Origin of the sequence: Sphingobacterium sp. FBM7-1, from assembly GCF_020687765.1 — a bacterium.
Classification (GTDB): domain Bacteria; phylum Bacteroidota; class Bacteroidia; order Sphingobacteriales; family Sphingobacteriaceae; genus Sphingobacterium.
Window position 1 is genome coordinate 94,159 of the sequence record NZ_JAJEWJ010000008.1, and the last position, 23,396, is coordinate 117,554.

A 23,396-nucleotide genomic window follows, 5' to 3' on the forward strand; every position below is an offset into this window, starting at 1 on the left:
TTACTTAACGTAAGCTTAGTATTTTTGCTCGACATGTTATTTAAGATTGTTCATTCCATTATATTGCTATGTTACTTGAATATTCTGGTTTACCAACCAGAATCTGGGTATGCTATGCGGTATGATGATTCTCTTTTAAATGGGGAATCGCTTTTGGAGATCGTTCTTGATGACGTTTTAGCATTGCCGATTGATAAAGATGCGGCGGATGTAGAAATCTTATACGATGAATATCGTTCGCACGAGTATCAGGCTTTGTCCTTATCGCTCTTTGTGTTGGTGTTGACATTGTTGTTTCCGTTTGAACAACTAGCTCGATATGTAAAGCATCCGGTATACGATGGTAAAAAACGAATAATTATACCGAATTATTACACACACCTGCATAGGCTACAGCCCTTTTAGCTTTTAATTCCCAATAGTTCCCCACATCTTCGAACAATTTCGCAGGTATTAATGTTTGGGTTTGTCCCCCACGCGTAGCAATAGATAAGGAACTATATGTTATTCCATTGACTTTAAGCATTTTTTCTCGTAAGCAGGAGTAAACAAGTCCTGTAGAGGGAAATAGTTAAACATGTTACCTATTGCAAGAGGCTTAACATTAATACAGATTTTAATCACTTTTTTAGTAATAATAAATGAAGACACTTTCATTGGTGTTCCCGGTATTGGGATTGGCGTTGTTCGCCAGTAGTTGCACCGTTAAGAGTACAGAAAGCAGCGCGGAGGCGGTAAAACAACTGCCCGTAGTAAATCTTACCGTCATGGATACGACGGTATACAAAGAATATATTGCCGATATACAAGCAACAAAAAATGTGGAGTTGCGGTCCCGTTTAACCGGATTTTTGGAAAAAATATATGTAGATGAAGGGGCATTGGTTAAGGCCGGCCAAGTTCTTTTCCAACTTAACAACGAAGAGTACAAAGCAGATTATGCAAAAGCAGAAGCAGCACTTGATATTGCCGTTTCGGAAGCAAAAAAGGTAGAGTTAGAGAAGGAACGGACCAAAAAACTAGTAGCGAAGAATATTGTTTCTGCGACCGAAGCAGATCTTATAGCTGTGCAGTACAAAGCCGCGCTATCGAAAATAGAAGAGGCTAAAGCGGTGAAGAACCAAATGCAAACCAAACTCTCCCAAACGCTTATCCGAGCTCCTTTTAATGGGCGTATTGACCGAATTCAACTCAAAGAAGGCTCTTTGCTTGAAGAAGGTTCGTTGATCACGACGATATCAGACTTGGGAAAAGTCAACGTTTATTTCGATATTTCAGAATCGGAATACCTGGATTTGGCTACTGATTCTAATTTCCGTAGCAATACTTTTAAAAGGGCGGTCAAGCTTGTTTTAGCAAATGGCGAGGAGTATCCCTATGGTGGAGAAGCGAAGATTGTAGAGAGTGAATTCAATCCCGGGACCGGCTCTATATCGCTGCGTGCCGAATTCCCTAATACGGAAGGATTGCTAAAGCACGGTGCGTCGGGTAAGATTGGTGTACCGGTATCGACCGGAGATACGCGGTTTGTACATCAAAAATCGGTGGTCGAAATTCAAGATAAAGCATATGTGTATGTTGTAGGTGAAAATGAAACGGTGAAGATGACGCCTTTCGAGGCAGGATCACGTGTAGGACATTATTATATCGTAGAGAGCGGTCTGGAGGGGAACGAAAAAATTGTTTTTGAAGGCGTGCGCGGGCTTCGTGATGGTATGAAAATAAAACCCTTGACTCAACAATAACGATATTGGTTATACACTAATTTTTAGCAAATAATTTCATGTTTGAAACTTATATAAAACGGCCGGTTCTTTCGTTGGTGATATCTATTTTTATCACCTTGCTAGGACTTTTGGCCTTATTTACACTGCCTATTACACAGTTTCCGGATATTGTGCCGCCCTCTGTGGTCGTAACGGCTAACTATACTGGTGCCAACGCAGAAGTGAGTACCGATGCGGTCGCGATTCCCTTGGAACGTGCGATCAACGGTGTCGCGGGTATGACATCCATGAATACCGTTACTACAAATAACGGAACGACACTCATCCAAGTAGCATTTAATGTGGGAGTAGACCCTGATATCGCTGCGGTTAACGTACAGAACAGAGTATCCACCGTATTAGATGAGCTTCCTGAAGAGGTAATACGTGCAGGTGTTATCACCGAGAAGGAGGTCAACAGTATGTTGATGTACCTCAATATCTATACAACGGACGAAACGGCTGACGAGCGGTTTATCTACAACTTTACGGATATCAATATCTTAAAAGAACTGAAACGTATCGAGGGGGTAGGTTTTGCCGAAATCATGGGATTCAAAGACTACGCTATGCGGGTCTGGTTGAAGCCGGATCGTCTTGCTGCTTACCAGATTTCTACCGAGGAGGTTATTGAGGCGCTACGGAGACAGAATATTGAGGCTGCCCCGGGACAAACCGGGATCGGATCGGATAAGACGGTAAACATGCAGCAGTATGTATTGCGTTATCCAGGTCGTTTTTCTGAGCCCGATGAGTATGCGAATGTGCCGATCCGGGCAAATTCGGATGGTTCTATTCTCCGGATTCGGGATATAGCCGATGTGGAATTTGGTTCGTTGGAATATGAAATGGCTTCCAAGGCGGATGGTCGCCCTTCAGCATCCATTATGATGAAGCAGCTGCCGGGATCCAATGCGCAGGATGTAATCCAGCGTGTTAAGGATCGCATGGAAGAACTGAAAACGATGACCTTCCCGCCAGGAATGGAATATAGCATGGGATATGATGTTTCCCGTTTTTTGGATGCCTCGATGTCTAGTGTTGTAAAAACACTTTTAGAAGCATTTATTCTGGTTTTCTTGGTCGTGTTTATCTTTCTTCAAGATTTTAGAGCGACTATTATTCCTATCCTTGCCGTTCCCGTCAGTTTGATCGGAGCCCTGTTTTTTATGTTAATGATGGGCTTCTCCATTAACTTATTAACACTATTTGCGCTTGTCTTGGCCATCGGTATTGTGGTGGATAACGGTATTGTCGTGGTGGAGGCCGTCTTTGCCAAGATGGAGGAAGAACATTTACCTCCGATGGAGGCCACACTTGCCGCTATGAAAGAGGTGGGATCGGCCGTGATCGCGATTACATTGGTCATGTCTGCGGTATTTATTCCAGTCGCCTTTCTCTCGGGGCCGGTGGGCGTGTTCTACCGACAGTTTTCGCTTACGCTAGCCGCGGCTATTGTGATTTCCGGAATCAACGCGTTAACTCTTACACCTGCCTTATGTGCCCTTATCCTTCGCTCGCCACATGATAAAAAAGAATCTAACAGTTGGTTAAGCAGGTTCTTTAAAAAGTTTAATACGGCGTACGATAAAACAGCAGGTGGCTACAGAAGCCTTCTGACGCGCATTGCGGGACGCAGAATGGTAACGGTGGGGATGCTTATTTTCTTCTTTATTGCTACATGGGGTGCGAGTAGTATATTGCCATCTGGCTTTATTCCTACCGAGGATCAGGGGATGGTGTACGTGAATGTGACGACACCTCCGGGTGCAACGGTAGACCGTACCGAGCGGGCATTGAACGAGGTGGGGGAGATCGCGAGAAGCTTAGAGTCTGTCGAGACGGTATCAACACTTGCGGGATACAGCTTGTTAACCGAAGTGTCAGGTGCTTCTTATGGTATGGGGATGATTAACCTCAAAACGTGGGATGAGCGAGATGTGACCGTTGACGACGTGATGCGGGAGTTGCAGGAGAAAACAGCCCACATCGCCGATGCGGAAATCGAATTTTTTCCGCCGCCTACGGTTCCAGGCTTTGGTAACGCTTCTGGTTTCGAATTACGGTTATTGGATCGCAGCGGGAATGAAGACTTAAATCAAACAGCGGAAGTTGTCGAGGATTTTATAACAGCTCTCAATAATTCAGAGGCTATTGAAGGAGTTTCTTCGAGTTTTGATGTGAGCTTTCCGCAGTACATGCTCGAGGTCGATTACGATATGGCCGCCAAAAGAGGAATTTCTGTGGAAAATGCGATGACGACGCTGCAGACCCTAATGGGAAGTTTTTATGCGACGAATTTTATTCGTTACGGACAGATGTATAAGGTTATGGTACAGGCCGACCCGCATTATCGTCAGACACCGGAAGATGTCTTAAATCTGTTTGTGAAGACTGCAGACGGCGAAATGGTACCTTATTCTTCTTTCATCCAGATGAAACGTATTTATGGGCCAGAGCAGATTACACGTTATAATATGTTCACATCGGCGATGTTGAACGGACAGCCAGCTCCTGGCTACAGTACGGGACAGGCGATTGAAACGATCCAACGACTGGCCGAGGAATTGCCACAGGGGTATGCGATTGAATGGTCCGGTATGACACGGGAGCAGGTTATCTCGGGAAACCAGGCTGTTTATATTTTTGCGTTGTGTCTGGTCTTCGTGTATTTATTGCTTTCGGCTCAATATGAGAGTTTCTTGTTGCCGTTACCAGTTATCCTCGGATTGCCAGCGGGTATTTTCGGCTCTTTCTTGTTCCTTAAATTACTCGGGCTGGAAAACGATATTTATGCACAAGTGGCCTTGGTTATGTTGATTGGTCTACTCGGGAAGAATGCTATTCTGATTGTGGAATACGCGGTGTTAAAACAAAAGCAAGGCATGAGCGTATTACAGGCAGCTATCGAAGGGGCATATGTGAGGCTGCGTCCCATATTGATGACATCATTTGCGATTATAGCAGGACTTATACCGTTGATGCTGGCATCAGGTGCGGGAGCTGTTGGAAATAAAACGATTGGTACGGCATCTGTGGGCGGGATGTTGATAGGAACGTTGGTGGGTGTAATTATTATCCCGGGATTATATGTACTTTGTTCGCCGAGAAAAAAAGAAAAGAAGAAAAAAATGATTCCTAAGGTTGCGACGTTATTGCTGGCCACAGGTTTGATCGTATCATGTAGCGTGCCGAAACAGCTGGACAAAGGAACGCATGCAGCATTACCAACACAGTTTAATCGGGATAGCTTGGTGTCTACAAATACAGATACCATTACAATTGCGCACCTGCCTTGGAAGGATGTTTTTACCGACCCTTACTTAAAGACACTGATTGACTCTGCTTTAGTTTATAATTACGATTTGCAGCAAGCTATTCAACGTATTGAAATTGCGCAAGCGAGTTTTAGGCAACGGAAGGCTGCCTTACTGCCTAGTTTAGATTTAGCGGCGGAAGCAGGTTTACGGAAGTATGGATTCTATACCGAAGAAGGTATCGGTAATTACGATTCGAATTTTTCAGAAAACCTGAAGGATGATGAAAAGATCCCGGAACCTGCGCTACCTGACTACTTTGTAGGCGTTCGTGCTTCCTGGGAGCTAGACTTATGGGGTAAGCTACGTGCTCAGAAAAACGCTGCGTTTAATAGTTTACTGGCAGAGAATGAAGCGCGCCGACTCGTCGAAACGGAGCTCGTAACAAATATCGCTTCCGCCTACTACGAGTTGCTGAGCTTGGATGCGAAAATCAACGTTTTTAATAACAATATTGTGTTGAATGAGCGCGCGTTGGAAATTACAGAACTGCAGAAGGAAGCGGGGCGTACTACCCAGCTGGGCGTGCAGCAATTTAAAGCTTTTTTGGCCAACTCCAGAGCGGAACGGGAAAGGGTTAGACAGGAAATTACGCTGTTAGAGCACCATATTAACTATTTGACAGGAAGCTTTAATACACAGGTACAACGCACAGAGACCGGTTTTGGCGCGCAGCCTTTATTCGAGAAGCTCGATGTGGGCGCACCTTTTCAAATGCTTGGTCTGCGGCCTGATATTCGGGAGGCCTCCTTCCAACTTATCGGGGCAGAACAAGATGTGAGGTTTGCGAAAGCGGCGTTCTTGCCGAGTGTGGTATTGTCGCCATTTATTGGCTTACAATCGTTTACTTTTAACAAGCTTGTAGATTTAGATAAGTCATTGACGTACGGCTTAGCGGGCGGGCTGACGGCGCCGATTTTCAATCAGCGCCAGCTTAAAAGCCAGTATGAGACGTATAAGGCAATGTATGGGCTGAACTTTTTGGAATATGAAAAGCGGGTGCTTAATGCGTATAACGAAGTTTCGAACGCTGTGAAAACCCAAGACCATATTGAACAGCGACAACAATATGTGCAAGAAGAGGTTGAAGCACTTCGAGGGGCGGTATCGGCTGCCAACGAATTGTTTATCGCTGGCCGTGTATCGTATCTGGAAATTATCACGGCGCAAAAAGATGCGGTAGCTGCTGAGTTGGATGAGGTGGAAATCCAGAAAGAGGAACTGTTGAACGAGATTGTTATCTACAAAGCTCTAGGAGGAGGCTGGCAATAGAATTGTTAAAGCTCCTCTTTCAAAATTTTCTCCAGCTCTTCTGGACTGAGGTTCATATTGACGTTTCCGTCTTTTGTAAACGATATTTCGCCCGTTTCTTCCGAAACGATAACGGCAATAGCTTCAGATACTTCGGTGACACCGATCGCTGCCCGGTGACGTAACCCAAACTGCGGCGGTAAATCCTCACTATCGGACAAAGGCAATACACAGCTCGCCGTCATGATGCGAAAGTCAACAATAACGACGGCACCATCATGTAGCGGGCTGTTTTTGAAAAATATACTTTCCAATAAGCGTTTGGATACCGGTGCGTCGATATATTCACCGCTAGATTGATAATATTCTTCATCAAAGTACCGAGAAAAGACGAGTAGGGCGCCCGTACGCGAGCGAGACATGCTGCGACAGGCTTCTACAATTGGTTTTATTTGTTCGCCATTGTCTATCTGTGTGGTTTTCTTGGTATTCAGAAATGACCAGAAAAATTTCTTCCGCCGGAGCGAAATGTTTTTTCCGATATGAATTAAAAAGCGGCGTATTTCCTGTTGAAAGACGACAATGAGCGCTATGGAACCAACAGATATGAATCCTCCAAAAATCTCCGTCAGCAAGCGCATCTCCATCTGTTTTACCACCAAATAGATACCATAGAATAGACCAACTCCTAGGAGGATGTTCACCGCAATAGTACCCTTGATCAAACTATAGATATAATAGATGATAATAGCTACCAGAAAAATATCAATAATGTCTAGTAGTCGAAAACCGCTGAGAATGTTTGGATCAAAATTGTTCATTATCTGTTTGCAATTTAAGCTTTTTTTTGAATTTTATTAAAAATGATATACCCGCATTATAGGTAGCTTCGTTTGTTTTGTGTTACTTTGCTTGTTATCTTTAGAATAGAGAAATTTAAGCAAGTATATATTATGGTAAAAAATTTTCCTTTGGAGCAATCCAATCCCGAACGACCCGTTATTTCTGTTTATCCGGACGCGAAAGCAGCTTCAGTTGATGTAGCGCAGCGTATAGCATCGTTAATTCGCGCTAAGCAACGAGACAATAAACAGATCGTACTAGGACTTGCAACAGGATCCACGCCTATTTATGTTTATGAAGAGCTTGTTCGTTTACATCGCGAAGAAGAGCTCAGTTTTAATAACGTAATTTCTTTTAATCTTGATGAATATTTTCCGATGCAGCCGGATTCTTCTCAAAGCTATGTCGCGTTTATGAAGAAATACTTGTTCGATCATATCGATATCAAACCGGAGAATGTTCATATTCCAGACGGTACTTTGGCGAGAGCTGAAATAGAGGCCTACTGTTCGGCTTATGAAAATAAAATTAAGGCAGTGGGAGGAATCGATATTCAGCTTTTAGGTATTGGGCGTACAGGACACATCGGTTTTAACGAACCTGGTGCAACACGCTTTTCAAAAACGCGGTTAGTGGAGTTGAATGACCTGACACGCACGGATGCCGCACCCGCCTTCGGCAGTAAAGAATACGTACCTACCGAAGCAATTACGATGGGAATTGATACGATAATGGCAGCCAGAAAAATCTTATTAATGGCTTGGGGAAGGGGAAAGGCTGAAATTGTTCAGAAAACGATGGAGACGGAGGTTACTGCAACGATACCTGCTACATTTTTGAAGACTTGCGAACAGGTGGAGTTTGTGCTAGATAATGAAGCTGCCTCCTTATTAACGGGCCTTGAGGCGTAAACTTTACATAGAAAGACAACGTGTTATGACAAAGTTATCTGTAAATATTAATAAAATAGCAACCCTTCGAAATTCGAGAGGTGGGAATATTCCAAATGTAGTGGCGGCAGCGTTGGCATGCGAACGTTTTGGTGCACAAGGAATAACGGTGCATCCGCGCCCCGATGAACGGCATATACGCTATCAAGATGTTTATGATCTGAAAGCAGCGATTAGCACAGAATTCAATATTGAGGGGAATTGTCAGGAGCCAAGGTTCGTGGATTTGGTATTAGCAAATAAACCAACCCAAGTTACATTAGTTCCGGACGCACTTGGTCAGATTACATCCAATCATGGATGGGATACCATTAAAAACCGGGATTATTTGGAGGATATGGTAAAACGCTTTCAAGATGCGGGGATTCGAGTGTCTATTTTTGTCGACCCCAAGGAGGAGATGGTGGAAGGCGCCGCGGAGACGGGCACCGATAGAATCGAACTTTATACAGAAGCGTACGCTTCGGAATATGGTTATGATGATAAAAAAGCGATAGCGCCTTATATAAGAGCTGCTAGAAAAGCACAGGAAGTAGGGCTTGGACTAAATGCAGGGCATGATCTGGATCTTCATAATTTAAAATACTTTAATGAGCATATTCTCGGGCTTTTAGAGGTAAGTATTGGTCATGCGCTGATTGCCGATGCACTGTATTTGGGATTGGAAGAAACCATAAAACGATATCTAGCTGCATTAAAAGCATAAGGGCAAAAATTCTTTTGCCCTTATGCTTTTAATGCAGCTTAATTAATTCCCTTAAATATTCTGTTCCATCGAATTTTAGAGAGAAAGCTGCCTTTTTCATCCCAACTCATCCAGGTGAACAATGCTTTACCGACGATATGGTCTTCCGGAACGAAACCCCAAGAACGAGAATCTAAGGAGTTATGTCTGTTGTCCCCCATCATCCAATAATAGTTTTGCTTGAAGGTGTAGCTTGTTGCTTTTTCGCCGTTAATATAATAATCTCCGGCTTTTTTCTCTAGGATGTTCCCTTCATAATCCCGTATGGCACGCTCATATAACGGAATGGTAAGCGAATCTAAGGCTACCGTCCAACCTTTTGCAGGGATAGTAAGCGGGCCGAAGTTATCGACGCTCCAATTATACTGTTTATGATGCGGATAAACAACGATACTTTCCTCAATCATCATTTCAACGTCGTTTACATTTCCCCAAGCTTTGATCATCTCGGCTTGATTCACCGTCATATGCATCAAGAAAATACTCGGATCAGACATTTGCTGGACATCGATGCGCAAATCATGCATCCTTTCCCGATTAAGCCCTGAGCCATCTGTGTAAACGAAGTAGGCGTGTTGCATTTCGGGAGGTGTGAACGCAGGTTTTCCGTTAATAAGCAGTTCTGCGCGTTCCAATGATATAATATCTCCGGGCATGCCTACGCAGCGTTTAATGTAGTTCTCGCGTTTGTCGATAGGTCGGGTTGTAATTGTAAATTGATTGTGAACGGTTTCTTTTCCCATCGCCCGGACCAGGTCTGCATAGGTTGTTTCCTGATATTCTAAGGCCACCGTATCTCCTGCAGGGAAATTAAATACAACGACATCATTCCGTTCTATATTTTGAAAACCGGGTAAACGTTTATAGGGAAGTTGTATGGCTTCAGAATAGGCTTTCCCACCGGTGATTGGCATAGTGTGATGTGCAAAGGGAAAAGCGAGCGGCGTCATAGGGATACGTGGACCATAATTGAGTTTGCTAACAAATAGAAAATCTCCGACTAATAAGGTGCGTTCCATGGATCCTGTGGGAATCATGTAGGCTTCGATCAGGAAGCCGCGAATCAGGGATGCCGCTATGGTCGCAAAAATAATGGCGTCCGCCCATTCTCGCACGGCCGTTTTTTTATACGGATATTTTTGTTGAAACGCTTCGGTGTTAGATTGACCTAAGTATTTAATATTGGGGTCTCGACCCCATAAGGGCAAAAATATAAACGGCAATATTACCGCGGCAACTGTTTCCCAAAAGCGGCGCTTCCCAAAACTTTTTAGAAAATCGAGATACAGGGCGTAAAAAATAAATATATTTACAATAGGTACGAGCAATAAGACAACCCACCAAGTGGGGCGGGCAGTCAGCTGCGCCATAATATATTCGCGGTAAAAGGGGATGATAGCTTCCCAACCTTGTTTTCCTGCCTTTTTGAATAACAGCCACAATCCATATAAGGAGGCAATCGTTAATAGGGCAAAGATGATATAGTACATAAATCCTACACTGTTAAATAAAGTCAAACATTTCGGTTACTTGATAAAAACCTTTTTTATCCTGTATCCATTCTGCGGCCACGACTGCTCCTAAAGCGAAACCGGCACGGCTATGTGCTGTGTGTTTAAATTCAATCTGATCCACTTCCGAACTGTATAATACGGTATGGGTACCGGGTACTTCTTCTATACGAAGGCTTTCAATGAGTAATTCATCAGGCTTTGCGATGACTTCTTCTCCGGCATCGACAACATTGTTCACCCAATTTGTCTTCGCAGCTGTATTTTCTAAAATTCCTTCTGCGATGGTAATCGCCGTTCCGCTCGGTGCATCGAGTTTGTGAATATGATGTATTTCTTCCACTTGCACATCATACTGTTTATAGGGATTCATTGCTTTTGCCAGCAATTTGTTGACATGGAAAAAAACATTTACGCCGATACTAAAATTAGAACCATAGAGCATCGTTTGGTTTTCGTCTTCGCAGATCGATTTTACTTCGTCCAGGTGATCGTACCAGCCCGTGGTTCCCACCACGATGGGTAAATTTGCTTCGAAGCATAAATGGATATTATCCAATGCCGCTGCCGGTTCACTGAAATCGATGGCTACATCTGCATCCGCAATATCATTTGCTGAAATAGAATCACGGTTATATTTATCGACAACAAGAAAAATTTCGTGACCACGCTTCATCGCGAATTTTTCGATAAGCTGTCCCATTTTGCCGTAACCTAAAATAACTACCTTCATATCTTTTAACTGGTTAATTTAATTTCATTGTAAGTTTGATTCCCGGGGTTACTCCAAAGCTTGTTAAAGGATGCGATCCAGCTAGTGCCCTATGTGTGTTTGGCATAAGTGTGGGGCGGACGCGCATGGTCATGTCAGAACCGATATTCCAACGATATTTCAACATGGAGTCTACATAAGCTTCAACAACGTTCAAGCCCCAGAAGCCAATTGTTACCAGAACGGTCAAATCCCGATTTCTACGGCCATAATCTTTTTGTTGGACCAAGCCCTGTGTTCTCCAATTTATGAGATCAGGATCGTTGGGGGCATCGTGGTATTTTATGCGATACTCCAATTCATCCAGAAACTTTTTATAATACCATTGCCAATAATCGAATACCACATATCCGGTAACTAAACCTCCGTATATGATGGGAACCTTTACCCACCACAATCCTTTATTCGTGTATTGTCCCCACCCGGGTAAAATTAAAGAACGTCTCCAAGCGGTGCGGGAAATCTGCTCGATTTCCAAACGAGCGGAATCCTTTTTTATATCTTTATAATAATATTTTTCTCTTTCTTTTTCCGCTTTTTCTCTCGCTCTACGTTCTTTTCTGGTCTCTTCGTGCACGCTATCTTGCGCGGCGTGCAGGGAGTCTGCTGATAAGTCTATCGTCGAAGTGTCTGCGCTTGTCAAGATAGAATCCCGTTCCTGAGCCTGTGCGTTATGGAGTAAGGCTGAAATGCTAAAGAAGAATATAAATATATAACGCTGCATTACCAGTCCAATAATTCCAAGATCCGACTTAAGTCGTCTTCACTCTCAAACGGGATCTCAATGGCTCCTTTGCCTCTGCTGTTTTTCAGGTTTAACTTTACACGTGTAGAGAATCTTGAAGCTAAATCATCTTCAATCTTTTGGTACTGAAAATCCAATTGCTTTCCAACCGGATTTTTCTTCGGCTTGCTCTGTTGTTGTATGTTTCGTACTAAAATTTCCGCCATTCGGACGGATAATCCCTTGTCGATAATTTCTTGATAAACATATAATTGCTTCTCTACTTCGCCCACATTGATAAGCGCGCGTGCATGTCCCATCGAAATTTGGCCATCTCGAATTCCAGCTTGGATAACAGGAGGTAACTTCAACAAACGAAGGTAATTGGTTACGGTGGAGCGATTTTTACTCACTCGTTCACCTAGTTCTTCTTGTTTTAAATTACACTCTTCAATCATGCGCTGGAAACTCAAGGCCACCTCGATAGCATTGAGGTTTTCTCTTTGGATATTTTCGATAAGGGCCATTTCCAACATCTGTTGGTCATTTGCCGTACGCACGTAAGCGGGTATGTCGTCGATGCCTGCTAATTTTGCGGCCCGCAGACGTCGCTCCCCACTAATGAGCTGGTACTCATTTTTACCGACTTGACGCACCGTGATCGGCTGTATCAATCCTTGTACTTTAATTGATTCGGAAAGCTCCTGAAGGGCTTGCTCATCGAAATCTGCACGAGGTTGAAACGGATTCACCGCGACCTGACTAACCTTGATAAAGTTAATACTGCCGGCGGCCGTAGGAGTATTTTCTTTTGTTACAGCATCTACTTTACCCGTGTTCTTGGACAGCTGTACATCATCACCTTGCAATAATGCACCCAAGCCCTTTCCTAATCCTGTTTTTCTCTGTAATGCCATGTTATACTGTTGCTGTTTGCGAATTTTCTGTAACTAGACCGTTTTTTTGTAGTATTTCGCGAGCGAGATTTAGATAATTGATAGCGCCTTTACATGAGGCGTCGTGCATAATCACCGAAATACCAAAACTCGGTGCTTCACTTAGTCGTGTGTTGCGCTGAATAATAGTGTCAAAAACGAGATCACTGAAATGCGTACGAACTTCTTCTACTACTTGGTTGGAAAGACGTAAACGAACATCGTACATGGTTAACAAAATACCTTCTATTTCTAAACTCGTATTTAAACGGGTTTGTACGATTTTAATGGTGTTTAACAATTTTCCTAATCCTTCTAACGCAAAGTATTCACATTGTACCGGGATAATAACCGAGTCGGACGCAGTAAGGGCGTTGATCGTGATGAGGCCCAGCGATGGCGAACAGTCTATAATAACAAAATCGTAATCGTCCTTTACCTCATCTAGCATCTTTTTCATTTTGAACTCTCGCTCGTGCATATTGATCATTTCAATTTCTGCGCCAACGAGGTCAATATGTGCTGGTAGTAAATCGAGATTAGGCGTGTCTGTTTGTTGGATTGCTTCGCGAGGGGGCAGGTCGTTTACCAAACATTCATATACACTTGCCTTGATAACCCGAGGGTCGAAACCAATCCCTGAAGTGGAATTCGCTTGCGGGTCGGCATCTACCAACAATGTCCTGTGCTCCAAAACAGCCAAACTCGCAGCCAGATTGATGGAAGTTGTCGTCTTTCCTACACCGCCTTTCTGATTGGCTATTGCTATAATTTTTCCCATGAGATTGAACTCTTTTTTATCTAAATACCGCTCGAATAAAACTTCCCCAAAGTTACAGGCAAATTTACATTCCTTAGATAAAGCAAATGCTTAAATGATGTTAAAAATCGTATTTTTGGCAAAAGCTCTAACCTAACGGCTAAGGTTGCTAAGATACAAAAAATAGCATTACCGTATATATATAGCATGCGGGCTTTTTGTAACAGCATGATTGTGTAATACGAATCCGATATGATTAAAATGATCATTAAGTATACGGTGTCGTAATTATTGCAATCATCAAGGGCTTCGGCTGACAATTAAAGCGCAAAAAATAAATAGATGAAATCGAGATGTCATAAATGTGACTATAAAGCTATCATTATTTACATCGGATTCTCATCAAGAAATAAATGAAAATATTTAGATGAATTTAATTATATCGGGCACGAATCGCGAACGCAGTAACTCTTTAAAAATTGCAAAATATTATCAGCAGGAGTTGCAACGGAAAGGGGAGTCTTGGGAGTTATTATCCTTGGCTGATTTGCCGAGCGATATTACCGTGACAGACTTATATGGGAAGCGAAGTGCCGAATTTGAGCCTATACAGGCTGTCGTTTCAGCGGCTAGGAAATTTGTATTTATCATCCCCGAATACAACGGAAGCTTCCCAGGCATATTAAAAGTTTTTATAGACGCCTGTTCTTTTCCAGCCTCCTTTTTTCACAAAAAAGCAGCTTTAGTAGGGGTGTCTACGGGAAAATATGGAAATATACGGGGGGTTGATCATTTCACAGGTGTGTGCAATTATATGCGTATGCATGTTCTACCCTTAAAAATCCATTTGCCAAAAGTGCACGACGAGTTAGATAACGAGGATCAACTTATTGACGAGTTAACCACAAAATTCATCCGTGAGCAAATCGACGAAATAGCACGATTTTAAATAGGTCCGCTTATAATACTTCTCAACAGGTCTTCCACATTATTGTGCAAGTTTCTATCCGCTATCGGGCGTTGTTCCAAATGAGGTTTATGATGCTCGTAGCTGAATAGACTCCAATGCCCCTTATGGTATTCCAGTGCACTAAGGTTTTCAATCCAATCGCCAGAATTCAGGTAGGTGCAACATCCTTTTTTAGTTTCTATCTGCCGTATTTGTGGCTGATGAATGTGGCCGCATATCACGTAATCATAGCCATTCTCGATCGCGAGATGTGATGCAGTCTCTTCAAAATCGGATATGAATTTGAGGGCTTTTTTAACCGAATTTTTGATACGTTTAGATAGCGAGTATTTTTCATAGCCTAGTTTAGTTAGTCCCCAATTCATGATGTTGTTTAGTTGGATCAATCGGTCATATCCCCATCCCCCTAACTTGGCGAGCCATTTAGTATGCTGTATAGACGCGTCAAAAACATCGCCATGGAAAATCCAAGCTTTCTTATTGTCAATCTCTAGCAGTTTTCTATTCGTAAGTTCTATTCGGCCGAATTGCATCTTTCCGAACTTTCGCAACATTTCATCGTGATTACCGGTAATATATACGACTTCGCAATCCGTGTAAGCCAAATCCAATATGTATTTTAATACCTGCAGATGTGATTCGGGGAAATAACTTTTTCTAAATTGCCAGATATCGATGATGTCTCCATTGAGAATAAGTTTTTTAGGAGCGATAGAAGACAGGTATCTTAGCAGTTCTTTCGCACGGCAACCATATGTTCCTAGGTGAACATCAGAGATAACCACTAACTCAACACTTCGTTTCATTCGTTTATTTTTCCAAAGTAAACCTATTCTTATTAACCTAAGGTGTGCTAAGGGTTAACAAATTATCAAATTGCTGCTGTGTTAGTGTTCTTTGGGTTGTTCATCCACGACGTATCCCAGCATGTAATCTTGGAATTTTTCGTAGTAAACATCAAACGATCGGGTTATGCTTCCTTTTTGTAGCATCACAGTCATCACGCCTTGCGCATTATAGCGGAAAGGTGAGATAGTTATGTTTTCTAAAAACGATACTCCTTTGTTGCCTTGTAGTTTATAAACGGCTTCTTTAGCACACCAACACGCATACAATTGCTCGATATGGTCGTTTTGAATAAAGGCCAATTCACTCGGTTTCATGAATTTTTCTTTGATACGTACTACCTTATCTTTTACGAGCTCAAGATCGATGCCGCAGGGTCCTTTTTGACTCATCATGAGGCCGGCGTAATCATACGAATGTGTAAAGGATATTTCATACGGGTAGTCCGGTAAATACGGTTTTCCGTTCTCATCGGATGGGCAGGAAATAAAGAAATCCGTTTTGAGAAGATAGCGCAGCAACACACGTGACGCTAACCAATGTAGTGTTCGTTTTCCCTTGGTGATGCGTTCCAATATTGATTGCTCCCGTTCATCGAGTTGTAAGCGCTCCAATAATTCTGTAGCTGTTTCCTCGATTTTCCATATAGCGAATTTTGTCTCACTATTTAACTCACGTAGATATACTAATGCCATATAAGTACCTAAAGGTATTTAAAAAAATTAATTTTCAACTTATTTGCTGTTAAATAGTGTTAAAGGCTAGCCGTTAACGATAAGCCTCCCTATTTTTGTGGATTGAGATGAAAAAGCGTAGTATTACATTGATTATATGGTTAATGTCCATAGCCCTTGTAGGTGTCATGGCTATGCAGTACTATTTCGTAAGGGAATCCTTTAAACAGAAGTCACAGCTTTTTGACGAAGCTGTCACGGCGGCACTTGCTTCGGTTGCTAGTAAAATTGAGAAGCAAGAGATTTTTGAATTTGCACGGGAGCAGGATCGTATTAATCAGGAAAAGTTTAAAGCTGATCAAGCCATGCGGGAACGCAATGAGCAGCTTTTGGCGAGCCAATTGAAAATACAAGAACAGATCAAGAAACTACAACGTCAGCAGTTTGATCATCAACAACGTTATCGAGAAGCAGAAGAAAACTTAAAGACACTTGTCCCTAACGCTATTTATGTAAATAATTCATTTTACGAAACATATATAAGAAGGAAGCGTTACCAAAGTTTTATAAATTTCAATGTGGATAATAAATACTTGGGCGAAGGCTATTTCGATACCGATATTCGGTTATCTGCCACTCGAGAAGTACCGCTGGTTCCGGCCAAAGACGACAGTACACGATTTATTATCCCTTATTTTAGGAACAATCAAGTGGAGGCGATGCAAACCGCAACACTTATTCCGCGTGTAAATGGTGAAATAGTTGAACAGCTACAAGAATTGGAAAGACAACTAGTCGTATTAAATGCTCGGAAATTGCAAGAAGCTACGACGCTGTTTGATACATTGGCAATAATCGGAGGAAAGAGTGAGCATATCCTGAAAGATGTACAATCCAGTATGATGCTGGCAAAAAAGCCATTTCGGGAGCGATTAAATGTTAAATATTTAAAAAAGGAATTGGATGCTGAACTTAATAAACGAGATATCTATGTTCCATTTAATATTGAAGTACGGGACGACCAAAGCTATATCATCTACGAGACGTTGCAACATAATAATCCCAAAGCGAGGAAACAATTTGCAAAATACAGTACCAAATTATTTGAGAATGATTTAAACAGTTCACCGGGGCTTCTATCTGTTTATTTTCCGAATAAGTCGTCTGTTATTCGTGACACGATGGGATATATGCTGCTGCCTATGGTAGCGCTTTTGGCTTTACTCATCGGGGCCTTTGCGTACACGTTAAGCATCATCTTTAAGCAAAAGAAAATTTCAGAGATGAAAACGGACTTCATGAACAACATGACCCATGAGTTCAAAACGCCGGTGGCTACCATTATGATTGCGAGCGAATCCCTTCGTGACCCGGAGATCGCTGCAGATGGTAAGCGGGTAAATCGATTGGCGCATATTATTTATGATGAGAACGTCCGGTTGGGGAATCATATTGAACGTGTGCTGAATATTGCCCGACTCGAAAAGGAGAATTTAAAGATAGAAAAGGTAGATGTTAATATCAATGCAGTAGTTTCGGGCGTTTTGGATAGTATGAATTTGCAGCTCCAACGCGCCGAAGGGACACTCCATACTGATATCGCTGCGCAGAAGGATTTGGTGATCGGTGATGAGCTTCATTTATCGAATGTGTTTTTTAATTTAGTGGACAATGCCATTAAATATAGTAGAGGTGCACCGGAGATCACGGTAAAAACCTATAACACCAAAAACCATATTGGCATTACTGTAGCCGACAAAGGTATGGGTATGACGAAAGACCAAAAAGAAAAAATTTTCGACCAGTTCTATCGCATTCCGACGGGAAATGTACATAATGTGAAAGGATTTGGTCTGGGATTAAGTTACGTTAATGATATCGTAAAACGACTGAACGGTAAAATCCAGGTGAAAAGTGAAAAAGACAGAGGCACAATCTTTGAGTTAATTTTCCCGTTAAAAGGAGCTGCACTGGATCGTGAAGCATAAAAACTAACAAGCATATGCAAAAGATATTACTCGCGGAAGATGACCCTAACTTAGGGGAACTTCTGAAAGACTACTTAGAATTAAAAGGGAAATTTGATGTTACCCTGGCCCAGGACGGCGACGAAGCCCTTATGGCCTTTCGTAAAGATAAATACGACCTGTGTATTTTTGATGTCATGATGCCCAAAAAAGATGGTTTCTCGTTGGGTAAGGACGTCCGAAAAATGGACAAAACTGTGCCCATAATCTATGCAACTGCGAAAGGGATGATGGAAGATAAAACGCAGGCATTCGAATTAGGGGGAGATGATTATATTACCAAACCATTCCGAGTGGAAGAATTGTTGCTTCGGATTAATGCCTTATTGAAAAGGGTTTCGAAAGAAAAGGATGAAGAGTTGGTCGATAAATTTGAGATCGGCGATTATTTCTTTGATTACACCAGCCAGATCATTTCTTTTAAAGGGCAGCAGCAGAAACTGTCCACCAAAGAGGCAGAGCTATTACGTCTCTTGTGTCTGAACAAAAATGACGTGCTTACACGAGAGGAAGCATTAGTGAAAATATGGCATGACGATAACTATTTCACCGGTCGTAGTATGGATGTATTTCTTAGTAAGCTTCGTAAATACCTCAGGGAAGATCCCAATGTGGAAATAGTTAATGTGCACGGTAAGGGCTACAAATTATTGGTAAGTTAAAATGGCGCATATGCGCCATTTTAACTTACGTTATAGAGATAATATTTCGACAATCCGAGTCAGGTTCTCGTTAATCTTGTCAATATGCTTAATCGCCTTGTTGAACGGTGTAAATTGAACTTGTCCACAGATTAATCCGGCCATTTCACCCCGTCTTCCTTCTAAGAGTCCTTCTACTGAAGCGACCCCCAACCTACTCGCTAAAACTCTATCCATACAGCTTGGTCTACCGCCCCGTTGAATATGGCCCAATATAGAAAGGCGCACATCATAATGGGGGAAGTTTTCTTTGATTTTGTCAGCAACGACTTCACCGCCTTCTTTATCTCCTTCAGCAACAATGATAATACGGGAAGACTTGTTTTTACGGGACTTATCCAAACGTTTCATGATGGCGTCGTAGTCCACATTTAGTTCGGGAATTAATACGGCTTCGGCACCTGTACTAATCCCAGAGCGCAGCGCAATCAAACCGGAGTCTCGCCCCATCACTTCAATGACGAATACACGATCGTGCGATTCGGCGGTATCTCGTATTTTATCCACTGCATCCACAACGGTATTAATAGCCGTATCGTAGCCAATGGTGAAATCTGTTCCGGCAAGGTCATTGTCGATGGTTCCCGGCATGCCCAATATCGGAACATCAAACTCCTCGATAAACTTAGAAGCTCCCGTAAAGGTTCCATCTCCACCAATAACAATTAAGGCATCGATCCCGAGCTTTTGTATGTTTTCGTAGGCCTGTTTACGGCCCTCATAAGTTTTAAATTCTTCGCTTCTGGCTGTTTTAAGCATGGTTCCACCACGTTGAATGATGTTTGCCACGGATTTTGCATCCATTGGAAGAATCTCTCCTTTTACTAAACCATCGTAGCCGCGACGCACACCAAAAACGTTTAAGTTATTATAGATTCCGGTACGGACGACGGCACGGATCCCAGCATTCATGCCTGGAGCATCCCCTCCAGATGTCAGAACGGCGATATTTTTTATAGTTTTCATTTCCTTATTTTATTTCAATTAAAACGTTGTTATTTTAGCGAGTTTTCAGCGTCCTTAAAGGCAGTTATCCCTTTTTGTAAATAAGCGGCGTAGCTGTTCACATTATAGTCAGCACCGCTGGGCGGTATTAAAACATTACCTTCCGTATCTACGATAACATATAGCGGCTGAGAATTGCTGTTAAATGCAGCAGCCTGAAAATCACTGTTTTTTGCGCCGATTGTCCGGATGCGCTTGCCTGAATATTCGGAAATGTATTGTTCCTTTGCCGACAGCTCTGTTCGGTCGTCCACGAATAGCTCTACCATCACGAACTCCTCGCGTAGCAGTGCTGCTACCTTTGGATCGGTCCATACGTTAGCCTCCATCTTTCGGCAGTTCACACAGTTCCACCCCGTGAAATCAATAAGCACCGGTTTGTTAAGTTCTTTTGCTGCTGCGAGACCCTCCTCATAGTCGTAATACGGATCGAAACCTTTGGGCGTACCGCGGGCATGAAAGATCTCGTAATACTTTTTCTGCTTACCGGTTTCGGTCGTCCCGGCAACCGGCGTACCGAAATTTACGGTGGAAAGGTCGAAATCCTGTGTAGCCGAAGGAGGTAAAAACGCGGATATCGACTTTAGCGGAGCCCCCCACATGCCGGGCACCATGTATACCACAAAGGCGAACACGATAACGGCCAAGAGTGTCCGTGGAACAGAGAGGTGCTGTAGTGGGCTGTCGTGCGCGAAGCGCAGCTTACCGATAAGATACAGACCTAATAATCCGAAGATGGCTATCCAAAGTGCAAGGAACACTTCCCGGTCGAGCCAGTTCCAGTGATAGGCCAGGTCTACGTTGGACAGAAACTTTAACGCCAATGCCAATTCCAGGAAACCCAACACCACCTTAACACTATTGAGCCAGCCGCCTGATTTGGGTAGGGACTTGAGCATCGACGGGAAGAAAGCGAACAGTACGAAGGGTATAGCCAATGCAATCGAAAAGCCTAACATACCGATAGCAGGGCCTAGGCGTTCGCCCTTGGATGCCGCTTCGACCAGTAGCGTCCCGATGATTGGCCCGGTACAGGAGAAAGACACCAACGCTAAACTAAAAGCCATAAAGAACAAGCCTAGCAACCCGCCTCGATCCGACTGTGCATCTATCTTATTAACAAAGGAACTGGGTAAAGTAAGTTCGAACGCACCGAAAAAGGAAGCCGCGAAGATGACCAAGATCAGAAAGAACAGGAAGTTAAAAATGCCATTGGTTGATAACCTGTTGAGTGCATCAGATCCGAAGGTTATGGAAATGAGCATACCCAATGCCACATATATAACGATGATAAACAATCCATATAAAAGCGCCTGTGATATAGCTTTTGCCCTGGATCCTCCTTTTTTTGTGAAAAAGCTGACGGTAAGCGGAACCATGGGGAATATACAGGGCATAATGAAAGCCGCGAAACCTCCGAGTATTCCTGCAATAAAGATGCCCCAGAGTGACTGCTTTTCAGCTCCACTTGCATCTACATGTTGAATCGGTGCGTCTGTCGCTTCACTTTCTTCTCCCTCCGTTCCTGTTCCATCGTCGAAAATGAGATCCTCGGGGACTTCTACAAGCGTATCTCCGGTTTCGTCAATCGAGCCGTTTGTAAACTCAAGGCCTTCAAACGAGATTAAACTATCTTGCTGTGCATACGAAGGACTATATAAACCGGAAAATAGTAAAACTTGTATGAGCACCAAATGCTTAAATAATGACTGCATAGCTTGTTTAGATAATTTGCTAAAATAAAAAAAAGCGGTAAACTTTACCGCCTTATCATTTTTTATATTCGTAAATACTACTTAATTGTGACGTTGAAAGCATACTCCTCGGGAGGTAAACATCTTTCCGCATCGCAAGCCATAAACTCTACAAATCCCTTTACACTCGTCTGTCCCTTATTTAGTTTTATCTTTTGTTGGAAGATCACCTCCTTTGCATAATACGGAACCTGCATGTCGAAAGCTTTTTCAAATTTGGACTGTGGGGCAGGAGCCGCTACTTTGCCGTGCAAATTGTAATCTTTCGATGGGTTAAATACAAACGATGTAGCAATGGGGCCACCTTCTGGAACATGCAGCCCATATATATGCCAACCGTTATCGATCGTGGCTTTAATAAAAATAACAGCCTCGTTGCCAGTCAACTTTTTAGACGCAACGCTCCATTTTACAGGGTTGTATATCTGGGCAACTGCACCGGCTACGGTGAATAACATGATTGTAATAAATAAACCTATCTTTTTCATTTTATTAAAATTTTATGGCTGGACGCTTCCTAGTTAGACTATTTATCCGTTGCGAAGTTTAATCCCGCTATGAGTAACATATTTACAAAAATAAGAATCGTATAGGAATATATACCCAAACGATGCTGTTATAATTTAAAGCTGATTTCTTTTAGGTCGAACAAACACTCTTGGTTATCGATGATAATATTCAATTTGCCATTACTTTCTACGCCCTGTATCGTCCCGACAACTGTTGCTTCCCCTATCTCAAATGATGCAGGAATCCCTCTTCTGAAGAGCGTTCGGTTGTAGCGATCCAATAAATGGCTGGTGTCTCTTAAGTCGATATGTTCATAATATGCCATTATTGTGGAAACGAGCGATAATGCGTAGTGTTCAAGGGATTGCTTAGCGATGCTTGGTCTTTCCAAGTAAAGGGAGGTAGCTTTATCCCTTATAGTCACCGGGAATGACTGTTGTTTTATGTTGATGCCGATACCAATCACCGTAGAGCGGATAAGGCTCCCAGATAATTGGTTTTCAATCAATACGCCGCCCAGTTTTTTGTCACCAACATAAATATCATTAGGCCATTTAATTTGAACCTGTGGAAGTAATTCTAAAATCCAATTATGGATAGCTAGGCATACGAACATGTTGAGGTTGAACGCATGCCGGACAGATAACTCTGGCGGATATAAAACTAGGCTTAAGGCTAACGTTGCGTGGGGTTCATCGATCCAAACGTTACCCCGTTGTCCTCTTCCGCGGACCTGGCGGTTTGCCATAATGGCAGTTGCCTCCGGAAGTGGCTTAATATTTGACACAAGTTGTTTTAAATAATCATTGGTTGATGTTACCTCGTCGAGTACAATTAAATTTTGTCTAAGGTAAAGTCGGGAAAATGTATTATTTTGCAAAGGAAAAATATTTAAAAACATAAATATCGTTCAAAACTAATATTTTTTAATGAGTAAAGAAACGAAAAAGGATATATCGGGTAGGTTGGCGGAAGTTATCGTACATGGTATGCAAGAGAAGAAGGGGAATGATATCGTACGGATGGACTTGCGAAATATTAATGCGACCTTATCGGATTATTTCGTGATCTGTCATGCGGACTCTGCGGCACAGATTAACGCGATAGCCAGTAGTGTAGAAGCAGAGGTTTATAAGGCCTTTGGTCAGGAACCTTGGCGAAAAGAAGGTCAAAACAACGGCGAATGGATCTTGTTAGACTTTGTAGATGTCGTTGTACATATTTTTAGAACCGAAAAAAGAAGCCATTATGGCATAGAGGACTTGTGGGGTGACGCTCAGGTAGAAAGCTATCAAAGTGCGTAAGTATAACGAGTAAGAGTAGAAGAAATAGATA

Annotated in this window: 21 protein-coding genes; 9 read left to right on the top strand and 12 right to left on the bottom strand. The window is 42.6% G+C overall.

The annotated features are described in order from the left end of the window. Positions 1-33 precede the first annotated feature (33 nt). The 3 genes from LKO28_RS13135 to LKO28_RS13145 all read left to right on the top strand — a co-directional run bounded on the left by LKO28_RS13135 (position 34) and on the right by LKO28_RS13145 (position 6,355). Entirely contained in the window at positions 34-405 is a 372-nt protein-coding gene (locus LKO28_RS13135) for a hypothetical protein (RefSeq protein WP_227695398.1), read from the top strand. Positions 406-641: 236 nt separating this feature from the next. Further along, positions 642-1,745, top strand: a complete 1,104-nt coding sequence (locus LKO28_RS13140; protein ID WP_227695399.1) for an efflux RND transporter periplasmic adaptor subunit — start codon at positions 642-644, stop codon at positions 1,743-1,745. 38 nt (positions 1,746-1,783) lie between these two features. Beyond that, the gene (locus tag LKO28_RS13145; RefSeq protein ID WP_227695400.1) at positions 1,784-6,355 is read left to right on the top strand and encodes an efflux RND transporter permease subunit; all 4,572 of its coding nucleotides are present in this window, start codon (positions 1,784-1,786) and stop codon (positions 6,353-6,355) included. Positions 6,356-6,360: 5 nt separating this feature from the next. Here LKO28_RS13145 and cdaA read toward each other — a convergent pair whose 3' ends face one another. Next, entirely contained in the window at positions 6,361-7,155 is a 795-nt protein-coding gene (gene cdaA / locus LKO28_RS13150; protein WP_227695401.1) for a diadenylate cyclase CdaA, read from the bottom strand. A gap of 132 nt (positions 7,156-7,287) precedes the next feature. Here cdaA and nagB point away from each other — a divergent pair, with 132 nt between their 5' ends. Together nagB and LKO28_RS13160 are read left to right on the top strand one after the other, a co-directional pair. Next, positions 7,288-8,088, top strand: coding sequence for a glucosamine-6-phosphate deaminase (gene nagB / locus LKO28_RS13155; RefSeq protein WP_227695402.1), 801 nt, complete (start codon positions 7,288-7,290; stop codon positions 8,086-8,088). 25 nt (positions 8,089-8,113) lie between these two features. Further along, positions 8,114-8,833: a pyridoxine 5'-phosphate synthase gene (locus LKO28_RS13160; RefSeq protein WP_227695403.1), complete on the top strand. Its 720-nt coding sequence runs from the start codon at positions 8,114-8,116 to the stop codon at positions 8,831-8,833. 38 nt (positions 8,834-8,871) lie between these two features. Here the strand turns inward: LKO28_RS13160 and lepB are convergent, their stop codons facing one another. From lepB to LKO28_RS13185, 5 genes are read right to left on the bottom strand one after another with little or no spacing between them, the layout of a single operon-like run. Next, positions 8,872-10,362 carry a signal peptidase I gene (gene lepB / locus LKO28_RS13165; protein WP_227695405.1) on the bottom strand — a complete coding sequence of 497 codons (1,491 nt, stop codon included), beginning with the start codon at positions 10,360-10,362 and terminating at the stop codon, positions 8,872-8,874. Positions 10,363-10,375: 13 nt separating this feature from the next. Next, on the bottom strand, positions 10,376-11,116 hold the full coding sequence (gene dapB, locus LKO28_RS13170; protein WP_227695407.1) for a 4-hydroxy-tetrahydrodipicolinate reductase: 741 nt from the start codon (positions 11,114-11,116) through the stop codon (positions 10,376-10,378). 13 nt (positions 11,117-11,129) lie between these two features. After that, the gene (locus LKO28_RS13175; RefSeq protein ID WP_227695408.1) at positions 11,130-11,879 is read right to left on the bottom strand and encodes a DUF5683 domain-containing protein; all 750 of its coding nucleotides are present in this window, start codon (positions 11,877-11,879) and stop codon (positions 11,130-11,132) included. After that, positions 11,879-12,796, bottom strand: a complete 918-nt coding sequence (locus LKO28_RS13180; protein WP_227695409.1) for a ParB/RepB/Spo0J family partition protein — start codon at positions 12,794-12,796, stop codon at positions 11,879-11,881. The genes LKO28_RS13175 and LKO28_RS13180 overlap by 1 nt, the downstream gene beginning before the upstream one ends. A gap of 1 nt (position 12,797) precedes the next feature. Continuing rightward, positions 12,798-13,595: a ParA family protein gene (locus tag LKO28_RS13185; RefSeq protein ID WP_227695410.1), complete on the bottom strand. Its 798-nt coding sequence runs from the start codon at positions 13,593-13,595 to the stop codon at positions 12,798-12,800. 406 nt (positions 13,596-14,001) lie between these two features. Between LKO28_RS13185 and LKO28_RS13190 the strand changes: the two genes are divergently transcribed. After that, positions 14,002-14,523 (top strand): NADPH-dependent FMN reductase, encoded by a 522-nt coding sequence (locus LKO28_RS13190; protein ID WP_227695411.1) that lies wholly within the window; start codon positions 14,002-14,004, stop codon positions 14,521-14,523. On the opposite strand, the gene LKO28_RS13195 is transcribed toward LKO28_RS13190, so the two are convergent. Further along, positions 14,520-15,350 carry a UDP-2,3-diacylglucosamine diphosphatase gene (locus tag LKO28_RS13195; RefSeq protein ID WP_227695412.1) on the bottom strand — a complete coding sequence of 277 codons (831 nt, stop codon included), beginning with the start codon at positions 15,348-15,350 and terminating at the stop codon, positions 14,520-14,522. The two genes, LKO28_RS13190 and LKO28_RS13195, sit on opposite strands and share 4 nt — an antisense overlap. A gap of 81 nt (positions 15,351-15,431) precedes the next feature. After that, positions 15,432-16,085, bottom strand: coding sequence for a 4'-phosphopantetheinyl transferase family protein (locus LKO28_RS13200; protein WP_227695413.1), 654 nt, complete (start codon positions 16,083-16,085; stop codon positions 15,432-15,434). Between the two features lie 107 nt (positions 16,086-16,192). On the opposite strand from LKO28_RS13200, the gene LKO28_RS13205 reads away from it, so the two are divergent. Both LKO28_RS13205 and LKO28_RS13210 read left to right on the top strand, forming a co-directional pair. Continuing rightward, positions 16,193-18,052 carry a sensor histidine kinase gene (locus tag LKO28_RS13205; RefSeq protein ID WP_227695415.1) on the top strand — a complete coding sequence of 620 codons (1,860 nt, stop codon included), beginning with the start codon at positions 16,193-16,195 and terminating at the stop codon, positions 18,050-18,052. Between the two features lie 14 nt (positions 18,053-18,066). After that, on the top strand, positions 18,067-18,753 hold the full coding sequence (locus LKO28_RS13210) for a response regulator transcription factor (RefSeq protein WP_227695417.1): 687 nt from the start codon (positions 18,067-18,069) through the stop codon (positions 18,751-18,753). A 30-nt stretch (positions 18,754-18,783) separates the two neighbouring features. On the opposite strand, the gene pfkA is transcribed toward LKO28_RS13210, so the two are convergent. The 4 genes from pfkA to LKO28_RS13230 form a co-directional block, all read right to left on the bottom strand. After that, entirely contained in the window at positions 18,784-19,758 is a 975-nt protein-coding gene (gene pfkA, locus LKO28_RS13215; protein WP_227695418.1) for a 6-phosphofructokinase, read from the bottom strand. 29 nt (positions 19,759-19,787) lie between these two features. Then, entirely contained in the window at positions 19,788-21,512 is a 1,725-nt protein-coding gene (locus LKO28_RS13220; protein WP_227695419.1) for a protein-disulfide reductase DsbD family protein, read from the bottom strand. A gap of 77 nt (positions 21,513-21,589) precedes the next feature. Further along, complete coding sequence (locus LKO28_RS13225) at positions 21,590-22,039, bottom strand: protein-disulfide reductase DsbD domain-containing protein (RefSeq protein ID WP_227695420.1); 450 nt, start codon at positions 22,037-22,039, stop codon at positions 21,590-21,592. 128 nt (positions 22,040-22,167) lie between these two features. Continuing rightward, a complete protein-coding gene (locus LKO28_RS13230) occupies positions 22,168-22,962 on the bottom strand; it encodes a biotin--[acetyl-CoA-carboxylase] ligase (RefSeq protein WP_227695421.1) in 795 nt (264 codons plus the stop codon). Between the two features lie 28 nt (positions 22,963-22,990). Here LKO28_RS13230 and rsfS point away from each other — a divergent pair, with 28 nt between their 5' ends. After that, complete coding sequence (gene rsfS / locus LKO28_RS13235) at positions 22,991-23,365, top strand: ribosome silencing factor (protein WP_227695422.1); 375 nt, start codon at positions 22,991-22,993, stop codon at positions 23,363-23,365. Positions 23,366-23,396 lie beyond the last annotated feature (31 nt).